Here is a 12,579-nt window from a genome sequence, read left to right on the forward strand (position 1 = left end):
TATGTTTGGATTTAAAATGCTGAAATTGCTGAAAAGAGCATTATCGGTTTTTATAGCGACGTGTGTGTGCATTAGCTTAATCTCATCGACTAGCGGTTACACATATGCAAACACATCTCAGGAGTTGAATGGTGTGGCAGACGCATCTGTGAAGGTGTTATTTGATGAAAGCTATGCGAATGTAGCGGGCCAACTATCAAGTGACTGGAAAACAAAAAATAATATAAGCTATACAGAAAATTATATGGAACTGTACCGTAATGATGGGAATAGCAAAACGATTTCTTTAGAAAGACTATTTAGTAATGACGCAACAGGAGTTGTCACAATTGAGTTGGAATTTGCTAATAGCAGTACAGATGGTGGTAAAGGAAGAGCCCAATTTAATCTTGCAGCAAAGAGTGCAGAAGGAACCGTTAGCAATGTTTTATCTTTTCAACATCAAGATAATTTGGTAAATGTAAAAAATGTCGATAAGTATGAGACACTTAAAACTGTGGCGGTTGGGGAGAAGGCTACGGCTAAGATTGTTGTAGATACAGTTGAAGATAAAATATATGTTGGCATCAATGGTGATGAACTAAAGGAATATCCTCTTGTGAATGCTATGGATATGCAACAGGTTTATTCAATGTACTGGATTTTAGCTGATAAGACTAAATTTGATGTAGGTATCAGATTGTACTCAATGAAAGCATCAGTACCTACAACAGAGGAATTAAAAATACAATCTGATTTAGATGAGATTACTATAGAAAATATGTGGGGGATAAAAGACAACTTTATAGTACCCTTGAAAGGAACGAGGGATACGGCATTTAGTTGGACTTCTGATAATACAGCAGCAGCTGTTAACAATGAGACAGGACAAGTAACTATTACCCGTACAGAGCTTAATCAAAAGGCTACATTAATTGTAGCTGGAACTCTTAATGGAAAGAGTGCAGTGAAAGAATTTGATATAACAATTATTGGTGAAGATACACCAATAGGAGATGGAAATAGCTTAGTTTATTTAAACGAAGAAAGGTTAAACCTAGCTAAAAACGAAATTGAATTAAATAATCCTACCTATAAAGAAGCTTTTGATGCTTTGATTCTTGAGGCAGATGTAGAGCTGGCAAAGGAGATTGATCCTGTAACGAATAAAACGCTCTTACCGGCAAGTGGTGACATCCATGATTACTATAGTATATCACCTTACCACTGGCCAGATCCCACGAAAGAGAATGGACTGCCATGGATTTATAAAGATGGTCAATTCAATCCAATAGCTGCAGGTCCTGAAACTGATTGGAAGCGGTTGAGAGAAATGTTTACATCATTGGATACATTGACATTGGCGTATTATTTCACAGAAGATCAAAAATATATAAATAAGGCCAAAGAAATTGTTCAGGTTTGGTTTATTAATGAAGAAACGAAAGTGAATCCTAATGTGAACTTTGGTCAAGCTATACCAGGTAAAGTAAGTGGAACCATGTTTGGTATTATTGAATGGACTATTATCGGAAACGTTATTACAACCGTTCAAATGTTGGTGAAAAACAATCTGTTGGCTGAGAGTGAGCTGGCAGCAATGAACGATTGGTTTAATGAGTATTTAAATTGGTTGAGAACAAGTGAGTTTGGAATTGGAGCAAGTACTAGAACAAATAATCATGCTACTAACTATGATTATCAAGTTGCAGGTCTTATGATTTATCTAGGAAAAGTGAATGAAGCTGAAGCATTGATAAAAGATACTATGATAAAACGTATAGAAACACATATTGCGCCTGATGGCAGCCAACCGGAAGAATTAAAAAGAACAAAATCAGTTAGTTACACGGTTAATAACTTATGGGCATTAGCCAGGCTTGCTGACTTGAGCCGTCGCTTCACAAATGTTGACTTATGGTCATATAAAACGGAAGAAGGTGTGAGCCTGAAAAGTGGGTATGATTTCGTAATACCGTACATCTTGGGAGAAAAAGAATGGACATGGCAACAAATTACAGGTGGTGGAGTTGAAGCTTCATTAAAGGACTGGGCATTACCGATGTTTAGTAGAAGTGAATTGATGTTAGGTGAAGATATCCTTCCTGCTGGACTTAATGGATATCACGAATTTAACTACAGGGATATACTGGCGTATGCACCTTTAGATATCAATAAAGATAAGGTTCCAAACGAGAAGAGCTTGACTTATTTAAATGAAGAAAGGTTAAGCCTAGCTAAAAACGAAATTGAATTAAACAATCCTACCTATAAAGAAGCTTTTGAAGCTTTGATTCTTGAGGCAGATGTAGAGCTGGCAAAGGAGATTGACCCTGTAACGAATAAAACACTTATACCAGCAAGTGGTGATATCCATGATTACTATAGTATTGCACCATACTGGTGGCCAAACCCAGATACAGAAAACGGTATGCCATGGATTCATAAAGACGGACTAGTTAATCCTATGACCAGAGGTTCGGTCTCTGATTACACACGCTTGCGAGAAATGTTTACATCATTGGATACATTGACATTGGCGTATTATTTCACAGAAGATCAAAAATATATAAATAAGGCCAAAGAAATTGTTCAGGTTTGGTTTATTAATGAAGAAACGAAAGTGAATCCTAATGTGAACTTTGGTCAAGCTATACCAGGTAAAGTAAGTGGAACCATGTTTGGTATTATTGAATGGACTATTATCGGAAACGTTATTACAACCGTTCAAATGTTGGTGAAAAACAATCTGTTGGCTGAGAGTGAGCTGGCAGCAATGAACGATTGGTTTAATGAGTATTTAAATTGGTTGAGAACAAGTGAGTTTGGAATTGGAGCAAGTACTAGAACAAATAATCATGCTACTAACTATGATTATCAAGTTGCAGGTCTTATGATTTATCTAGGAAAAGTGAATGAAGCTGAAGCATTGATAAAAGATACTATGATAAAACGTATAGAAACACATATTGCGCCTGATGGCAGCCAACCAGAAGAGTTAAGAAGAACAAAATCAGTTAGCTACACGGTGAATAACTTGTGGGCATTAGCCAGGCTTGCTGACTTGAGCCGTCGCTTCACAAATGTTGACTTATGGTCATATAAAACGGAAGAAGGTGTGAGCCTGAAAAGTGGGTATGATTTCGTAATACCGTACATCTTGGGAGAAAAAGAATGGACATGGCAACAAATCACAGGTGGTGGAGTTGAAGCTTCATTAAAGGACTGGGCATTACCGATGTTTAGTAGAAGTGAATTGATGTTAGATGAAGATATCCTTCCTGCTGGACTTAATGGATATCACGAATTTAGCTACAGGGATATACTAGTTTATGCACCACTAGATTACGTGGTACCAACCTACGATATAGCTACCATAACGGATCAAACCGCAACAGCGCTAACTCAAGGTTACCAATCAGGTTCGCAGGAGAGTATCACTATCCAAGTTTATAACAACGGTACCGGAAATTTAGCGAATCTTAAAACAGCCGTTACCGGCACTGATTTTGTAATCACGCAGCCTAGTGAGACGTTAAATAGCGGCGCGACTACCACTTTTATGGTGAGAGCAAAGGATAACTTATCGGCAGGAACTTACACCGAAACGATTACGATATCAGCGGATAATTTGACGAATGTGGCATTTAGGATTACACAAGTCGTGAACTTGCCGAATGCTCCAGCCTTTCCTCTGCAACCTTTATCATCTACAGAAGATCATCAAACTAATGTTGAGGTACTAGTTAACGGAAAAATAGTAAATATAGGTATTGCTACGATCGAAAAAGTTGATGGGCAACGTGTAACAACGGTTGTAGTGGATGAGGAAAAATTGCAAAAACGCCTTGAAGCAGAAGGGGAGCGGGCAATCCTTGTGATTCCGGTTGAAACAGAAAGTGAAGTTGTTATCGGAGAATTAAATGGGCGCTTGATTAAAAATATGGAGTCCAAGCAAGCAGTAGTAGAAGTTCGTACTGAAAATGCTGCATATACGCTGCCAGCGCAGCAAATAAATATTAAGGCCATCTCGGAGCGATTTGGAATGCAGGTGGCTTTGGAAGATATCAAGGTTAAAATAGAAATTGCAATGCCTACAGACGGTATTGTTCAAGTGGTTGGAGATGCGGCATCTAAAAGCGGATTCACTATTGTAGCGCCGCCTGTAAATTTCAAAGTATATGCCGTTTACAATGACCGTACAGAGGAAATTTCGAAGTTCAATTCTTATGTGGAACGCACCATTGCGATTCCGGAAGGAATCGATCCCAATCAAATAATGACAGGTGTGGTTGTTGAACCGGATGGGTCGGTTCGTCATGTGCCTACCAAGTTCATTAGCATTGATAGCAAGTCATACGCTCAAATTAAGAGTTTGACGAATAGCACATACTCTGTTGTATCACACCCGCGAGGATTTAAGGATGTAAAGAGCCACTGGGCGATGGATGCAATTAATAATATGGGCTCTCGTATGATTATTCAAGGAACAGGAAACGAAATGTTCAGCCCTAACAGAGATATCACTCGAGCCGAGTTTGTAGCAATCATTGTAAGAAGTTTGGGTTTGAAGCAAGAGAATGGAACAGACACATTCTCAGATGTGAAGACAACAGATTGGTACAGTAGTGCCATAAACACAGCTTATTCGTACAACCTAATCAATGGATTTGAAGATGAAACTTTTCGTCCAAATGACAGGATTACACGAGAACAAGCGATTGTCATTATTTCAAGAGCAATGTTGATGACAGATTTGAAAGCTGAAACTCCTACACAATCAACTAATACAATTCTTAGTCCGTTTCAAGATGCCTCAGATGCATCCACATGGGCAATAATTGGCATTGCAGATAGCGTGCAAGCTAATATTATTTCGGGAAAAAGCAATATGAAGCTTGCGCCAAAGGATTATATGACAAGAGCCGAGGTTGCAACAATTGTTGAGCGATTACTCCAAGAATCAGAACTGATTTGATTTAAATCATGTACAAAACGGGGCGTCATATCGTAGCTTCATTGATACTGCCGCCATTCAGTTTACGGTTGAGAGTGAGCCCTCGGAATAAATCCGAGGGCTCTATTTTAATCGCTGCAAAAGTTCCACGCTCGGATACTCCGTATCAAGAGCTCTGAAGTCGCAATCGTTTAAAAATAGGGGGTGCTGTATATTTTTCGAAAATGTACAGGTGACACCCCTGTTTTTTTCTTGAATAAGAAGCCAAAATAAGCACCGCTTCCAAATCCGCAAAGCATAGCAACATCTAGAATGCTGGCATCAGTAGTGAGCAGCATTCTTTTTGCTTTCTCCAATCTTAATTCAACAATATAATCATTAGGCGTTTGTTGCATCGCTTTAGTGAAGATAGAGTGGAAATAAGAAGGGCTTAGCCCAGCAATTTGAGCTAATTTCGCTAAATTCCATTGCTCGTCCAGATTGTTTTTAATATAAGCTATTGTGTTCGCAATCGTTTTGGAATGAGCCGAGGATGGGACATCTTGATTTGAGTTTTGAGCAATATGATCCATGTACAACTGATGAATGATTTGAAGGACGATAGATTTCATTAGCAAGTGGGATCCAGCGTTTTGTTTAATAAATTCATTGGCAATACACTCAAACCAGTATTCATACCTTTTCGGAAATGGAGGGCTGATTATCGTTGGAATGGAGTCAAGCAATGGATTAACATAATAGGGCTGATACACCTCTTGCATTTCTCCAACGGTGTATTCGTCATCCCTTTTGTCTGTACTATTTAACATGTCGAACACGACCAAGTGGCATGCATAAGGCATTATAGATTGGTTGAGATCCCTTGGTCGTCTAAATACAATGTCATTTTTTTTAACAGGGTAAAGGGTGCCGTTCAACTCGATAGCCCCTTCACTTGCCGTATAAAATTCCAGCTCATAATCGTAAACAAATCTATTTTTCAAACGAGAAGCCTTCTCGCGTTGTGTGCCATTAAAATAAATGGCTGTAAGTATTCGGGGGTTTATTTGTTCAGTTGAAATATGATGATGAATGGTTTTCATACATGAAGTCATCCCTCTCCCGTCTCACTTCATTGACTAAGATAATAATAATATTTCTATAATCAGTATAAGATATCAAATGAAAAAATATAATGCCTAAGTTAATATTCTAAATGAGATCATGAATTTCATGAAGTAAGATTTATATATTAGGAGGCGCAATTAGATGGAAGCATACAAAAACTCATCTCTGCCTATTGAAGCGCGAGTTGAAGATTTAATAGCTAGAATGACCTTAAAGGAAAAAGTGGCCCAAACTCTTTCTTTAGGAAAAGTTTCCGAAGCATTTGAAGAACGTTTATTGAGTGACAATGGAGCCGGTGAGCTGCCTTTTGAAGAAGACATTTTTCAGCATGGGGCCGGTGCTATTCAAATGCCCTTCAAAGGGGATACAATTGCTACAAGAATAAAAAAGCTAAATGCAATGCAAAACTATTTTGTTAATCAAACCCGTCTAGGTATTCCAGTGATGGCTCAAGAAGAATGCCTTCATGGACATTTGGCTAAAGAAGCTACATGTTTTCCCGTCCCCATTGCGATGGCTAGTACATGGGATACGGAGCTAGTTGAACGTGTATTTAGTGCAATAGGCAAGGAGGCCAGGGCTAGAGGAGGACATGAAGCGCATACACCTGTACTTGATCTTGCGAGAGACCCGCGATGGGGAAGAACAGAAGAAACCTATGGAGAAGATACGTTTCTAGTAACACGTATGGGAGTAGCAGCTGTGAAGGGGCTTCAAAAACATGTGATTGCAGCTCCGAAGCATTTTGCAGGATATGCGCAGTCAGACGGAGGGCGGAATTTTGCGCCAAGTCATATACCGCCTAGAATGCTCAGGGATCAAATATTGCCGCCGTTTAAAGCCGTGGTTGAAGAGGCTGGCGCATTAGGAATGATGCCTTCGCATAATGAAATTGATGGTGTGCCTTGCCACAGCAGCAGATATCTGCTCACAGAGCTGCTGCGAGAGGAATGGGGATTTCAAGGTATTGTTGTTTCCGATTATTCGGATAGTTCAAGACTTGATGTTTTATTTCATATTGTTAACAACCAAACAGAGGCTGCAGTAAAGGCCTTATATGCCGGATTAGATATGGACCTGCCGGGCGGCGCGTGTTATATACATCTCATCGAGGCTATAACGGAGAAGCCTGAATTGGAGGAATTATTAGATCTTGCAGTTGCTAGAATTTTGCGATTGAAATTCCAATTGGGATTATTTGAAAACCCTTATGCAGACACGGAACACGCACAGCAGATTATTAATTGTCCCGAACATAGGAGTATAGCAAAGGAAGCGGCAGATAAAGCCATTACATTGCTTAAAAATGAAGGCGGTCTATTGCCGTTAAATAAGAACAAAATTAAAAAGCTAGCTGTTATTGGCCCCAATGCGGACCCCGTCTGTACAGGTACCTATAGCACCATTCCTAACAAAGGCATTAGTGTACTTAAAGGTATTGAGCAGAAATTCCAAGGTGAAATGGAAATTGTTTATGCTCACGGCTGTAAGATAACCTATGAAACGGATATTAGCGGCGAAAGTGAGCTTGATAAACGGGTTCACAATCCGCAATTGTGCACCATGGAGGACAACCATCACTTGCTTGAAGAGGCGGTTAAAGCTGCTCAAGACTGTGATGTAGCTGTAGTTTGTGTAGGAGGTAATACCTTAACGAGCAGAGAGGCTATCTTTGTCGGAGACGATCGAGGAGATCGAGCTGATTTGAATTTAGCTGGAGACCAAAACGAATTAATAAGAAGAATTGTTGAAACGGGCACGCCTACTGTTGTTGTTCTTCTTAATGGAACTCCGTTGTCCATTAACTATGTAGCTGAACAGGTACCCGCCATTTTGGAGGGATGGTATCTTGGGGAAGAGACTGGCAATGCTATAGCTGACGTATTGTTTGGTCATGTGAATCCAAGCGGCAAATTACCTATTACTTTCCCTCGTTCAGTTGGACAATTACCTGTATATTATTCTCAAAAACCTACGGGGCTTTTCAAAAAGTACTTGTTTGACCAAAAAGACGGCCCATTGTTCGCTTTTGGTACGGGCCTAAGCTATACTACATTTCAATACAGCAATCCCACCCTCACAGCTAACCACATCACATCATCAAATTCTACAGCTGTAGCTGTAGATGTAACCAACACTGGAGAGCTAGCAGGAGACGAAATCGTTCAAATGTATATAACGGATTTGGTTAGTTCCGTAACTAGACCGAATAAGGAGCTGAAAGGCTTTAAACGAATTTCACTTCAACCTGGTGAAACAAAAACCGTAACGTTTGAGATCGAGCCCTCTATGCTTAGTTTTACAAATGAAGCGTTCGAAACTGTTGTAGAACCGGGCGAATTCAAGATTATGGTAGGAACAAGCTCAGAACAATACCAAACACTTATTTTAAATGTGGTAAAGGGTTAGAATAAGCTTAATAGTGAGTCTTAGCAAGACATGTCAAAAAATCCACTTCTACAGTGGATTTTTTGACATTCATCTATATGGTGCAATGGAGGCAGGCGCTATGAATACAAAGCAACTAAAAATTTATAATATTCTAACCAAGCTTGGTTTGACGAGAACAAGAGTTCAATTATTTATGTGCTTTGTTTTTATAATGATATTAATTCTTTGGATAGCTGGATGGTTGACCTATCATACTACCCTGCCCATCATTGAGAGGAATACCGTTAGAATAGTGGAGAACAGTGCTGCGCAAACTCAGAAGCATGTGGAAGCATTATTTGGAGAAACGAATACGATATCATTGCAATTTACTATGGATTCTAGAGTGCAGGACATTCTTGAACAAGCTAGCCAAAACGCCGAAATCGGCATTTCAGACAAATTAAATGTAAGACCCATTATTATTGAATACACAGCATTTTCCCAAAATATTCATTCTATCGATATCTACTCGGAGAAAGGATCGTTATATCCCGTTGAATCGCTTGCACTCCAGGCTCGAATAGGTAGTACCGCTTACAATCAATTAAAGCAAAGCGCAGGAGAGGCCATCTGGCTTGGAGCAGATCCCCTAGACTCCAATTATTTGTTGTCTGTCAGAAGGATTAGATTACAGCATAATGGCCAGTTTGCTGGATACCTGGTTGTTCGCACATTCAATACCGTGCTAACGCAGGTTCGTACGGAGCAATCATCTGAAGAGCTATTGCTCCTCTTCGATCAGCAAGATAGATTAGTGTATACGTCGATGGAACCCATCTCATCCATCGAAATGGAGGATCTTAAGGGGAAGGAAACTGTACTTATTCGAAATCGAAGCTACAAGCCTGTAATTAAATCTTCGAATATGACAGGCTGGAGCTTGGTCATTCTTACACCTATGGATCAAATTACTGCTGCGATACATGCGCTTAAGAAATCATTGTTATGGTCAGGTTTAGTGACAGGGGTGCTGCTGATTATCCTTTCACTGATTCTTTCATCTAAGATGATTCAATCACTTTATAGTATAAGGAAAATTATGCACAAAGCAAGAAACGGAAAGCCAATGATTAACGACAAGATCTATTTCAACAAAGAAGTCAATGAATTAAATCAATCATACAACAAGATGGCTGCAGATATTGATCAGTTAATTCATACCGTATATGAAAAGGAAATTTACAGAAGTCAATCAGAGCTAAAAGCGTTACATGCTCAAATTCATCCACATTTTTTGTACAACACGCTTGAAGTTATAAATTGGATGTTAAGAGAAAAAGGACAAGACGATTCGGCTGACATTATTGTAGATTTGTCACAGCTGTTTAGATATTCAATAAAAGCGCCAGAATGGGTTGCTTTAAAAGATGAGGTAGATCACCTTCGAAGCTATTTGAGAATTATGCAGTTACGCATTAAAAGGCTGGAATTCAATCTTATTCAAGATCCAGAGGTATCAGAATGCATCATTCCAAAGCTAATATTGCAGCCCATTATAGAAAACGCAATAAAATATGGTATTGAACCCATGCGTAAGCAAAGTATTCTGACCATAATCATTGAAAAACAAAATGCTGAACTCAAGGAAGATGCAGAGCCAGAGGAACTTCTTGTTATAAAAATTCATGATAACGGCAAGGGAATAAACGAGGATAAATTAGCACAGATCCGATCAAGCTTATATGCTACCAACATCAATTTGTTTAATGGTGAATCGGGAATTGGCTTAACAAATGTTCATCATCGATTGCAGTCGCTTTATGGGCATCGATATGGCTTGGAAATCAATAGTAAAGCGGATGAGGGAACTTGTGTCTCCATTGTAATGCCGTTAATTAAATTTAAATGAATAAGGTGAGGGTTACATGCGGGAGCAAATAAAAATTTTGGTCGTGGAAGATGAGGATTTAACGAGGAATGGAGTGGTAAAGGCTCTGCTCAATTATTTTGGAAGCGAAATAATCGTTGATACAGCGGAAAACGGAATAGAAGCTCTGGATAAATTTGAAGAGAAAGAAATCAATTTATTAATTACCGATATTAAAATGCCCGAGATGGATGGGATATCTCTGTTAGAAATATTGAATCAATCTAACAAGGAGTGTATGACGATTGTGTTGACAGGTCATGCGGAGTTTGAATATGCCCAGAAATCTATTGCTTATGGTGTGTTTGATTATATCTTAAAACCAGTGAACCCCAAGGTTCTGTATGAGTCTGTTCAGAAAGCGATTACAAAATTCTCTGAATTAAAAAAAATGAAAACGAACCTAAAACTCGTCGAGCAGCACGCAGGTACTTTACAGCCTATTCATACAAGTAAAAACAGAATCATTCAATACATTACGGAGTATGTCATGGAGCATTTGGACAAGCAGCTAACTCTAAAGGAAATTTCCGAGCTCGTCCATATGAACCCGAACTATTTGAGCGGTCTGTTCAAGGCTGAAACAGGTGAGCTCTTTAGCGAATTTATACTGAAGATCAGACTCTATAAAGCAAAGGAGCTTTTGGCTCAGACAGATATGAAAATCTATGAGGTGGCTGAAGCAGTCGGTTATCAGACTAGCAGATACTTTAACAGAATTTTTCAAGAGCATGAGCAAAAAACGCCAAACGAATTTAGAAAGTTATTTCGTAATATTTGATGAGATATGAGAATTGTGGCATTTTTACTGAGTGTTGTGTCATTGTGAGAGCGGTTTCAATTGCTTAAACTAAATGTGTAAGAAATAAAAGGGAGGTTCTACAATGAAGAAATTTTTTTATGTCATTCTTGTGCTTTCAGTGTTCTTGGTTGCTGCATGTGGGAATAATACCCCAAGCAACAGTGAGTCATCCAGCAATTCAAACAACAAGACTGAAAATCAAGGTGAAGAAAAAGAAAAGATTGAATTGTTGTTCTGGACACCAGAGGCAGGGGCCAAAAAAGAAGCAATTCAGAGCAGCGTTGATGCGTTTAATGCCAGTCAGAATGAAATTGTTGTAAAAGCAGAGCATATGGATGGTGAATCATTAAAAACTAAAATGAAAGTGTCTATGGCTTCTAACCAAATGCCTGACATTTTTCATTATTGGTCGGGGGATTCATTTAAGCTGTTTGTTGACGCTAATGTAGTCGCTGACTTAACGGATCATATCAACAAAGATGAGTCATTTAAGAACAGCTTGATGCCAGGGGCACTGGATAGATCAAGTTACGATGGTAAGGTGTATGGTCTTCCTAACGCCATCAACAATGTCATACTCTGGTACAACAAAGATATTTTTGCTCAGTATAATCTGCAACCGCCAACTACCATGGAAGAATTAGAAGCAGTAGTTAAGGTGTTGAAAGAAAATGATGTGACCCCAATTTCATTAGCAGGTAAAAGACGTTGGCCTGTACTTCATTGGTTCTCCTATCTGTCCAATCGTATTGGAGGCAACGAGCCTTTCCAGAAGGCTATCGCTGGTGAAGGGGACTTTACCCAAGAAAGCTTTATTCAGGCAGGAGCAAAGCTTCAAGAGTTAGTTCAGAATGGCAGCTTTACAAATGGATTTTTAGGCGTGGATAACGAAGCAGCCGAAGCAGAATTTACGTCTGGAAAATCCGGCATGTACTTGATGGGTGACTGGTCTTTAGGCAACCTGAAGAAAAATTCGAATTTTGAAGTCGGTTATACGATGTTCCCTGTTATAGACGGTGGAGCTGGGGAGCCCAATCATGTGCATGGCGGTTTTGGCACCGGCTACGCTGTTTCTAATACAGCAGACTTAGATGCAGCATACAAATTTTTGGCCTTCTTATTAGGAACGGAAGAAAGAACCAAATTCATTGAAACCATGGGTGAACCTTCACCCGTTAAGACCAATCCTTCAGAGGATAAGCTTGATCCTGTATCCTATTCGTATTTGAAGTTTGCAGGTTCCACGCCTACGGGATATTTTCCGTTTTATGATCAAGCACTTGGACCTAAGAAAGCAGAATTATTATTAAATGCTGTTTCAGCTATTGCTGGGGATCCAAGCTTGGATGTGAAAGCAGAATTGTCGAAAGTAAAATAATTCATTAATTGAAAATAGGGGTCACCGCAGGGTGACTCCCTATTTACTCATAAGGA

At 39.3% G+C, this 12,579-nt stretch carries 6 protein-coding genes; 5 read left to right on the forward strand and 1 reads right to left on the reverse strand.

Translation table 11 applies throughout. From position 1 onward, the window contains the following. The first annotated feature begins 1 nt into the window (after position 1). Complete coding sequence (locus tag AB1S56_RS08100; RefSeq protein ID WP_367903441.1) at positions 2 to 4,957, forward strand: alginate lyase family protein; 4,956 nt, start codon at positions 2 to 4, stop codon at positions 4,955 to 4,957. Positions 4,958 to 5,127: 170 nt separating this feature from the next. Here the strand turns inward: AB1S56_RS08100 and AB1S56_RS08105 are convergent, their stop codons facing one another. Beyond that, positions 5,128 to 6,018, reverse strand: a complete 891-nt coding sequence (locus AB1S56_RS08105) for an AraC family transcriptional regulator (protein WP_340872660.1) — start codon at positions 6,016 to 6,018, stop codon at positions 5,128 to 5,130. Between the two features lie 166 nt (positions 6,019 to 6,184). Between AB1S56_RS08105 and AB1S56_RS08110 the strand changes: the two genes are divergently transcribed. The 4 genes from AB1S56_RS08110 to AB1S56_RS08125 all read left to right on the forward strand — a co-directional run bounded on the left by AB1S56_RS08110 (position 6,185) and on the right by AB1S56_RS08125 (position 12,523). Beyond that, on the forward strand, positions 6,185 to 8,452 hold the full coding sequence (locus AB1S56_RS08110; protein WP_340872659.1) for a glycoside hydrolase family 3 N-terminal domain-containing protein: 2,268 nt from the start codon (positions 6,185 to 6,187) through the stop codon (positions 8,450 to 8,452). 100 nt (positions 8,453 to 8,552) lie between these two features. Beyond that, entirely contained in the window at positions 8,553 to 10,325 is a 1,773-nt protein-coding gene (locus AB1S56_RS08115) for a sensor histidine kinase (RefSeq protein ID WP_340872657.1), read from the forward strand. Between the two features lie 16 nt (positions 10,326 to 10,341). After that, positions 10,342 to 11,124 (forward strand): response regulator, encoded by a 783-nt coding sequence (locus tag AB1S56_RS08120; protein WP_340872656.1) that lies wholly within the window; start codon positions 10,342 to 10,344, stop codon positions 11,122 to 11,124. A gap of 103 nt (positions 11,125 to 11,227) precedes the next feature. Further along, positions 11,228 to 12,523: an extracellular solute-binding protein gene (locus AB1S56_RS08125; RefSeq protein WP_340872655.1), complete on the forward strand. Its 1,296-nt coding sequence runs from the start codon at positions 11,228 to 11,230 to the stop codon at positions 12,521 to 12,523. Positions 12,524 to 12,579: the final 56 nt, after the last annotated feature.

The sequence above is a fragment of the Paenibacillus sp. PL2-23 genome (assembly GCF_040834005.1).
GTDB lineage: Bacteria > Bacillota > Bacilli > Paenibacillales > Paenibacillaceae > Pristimantibacillus.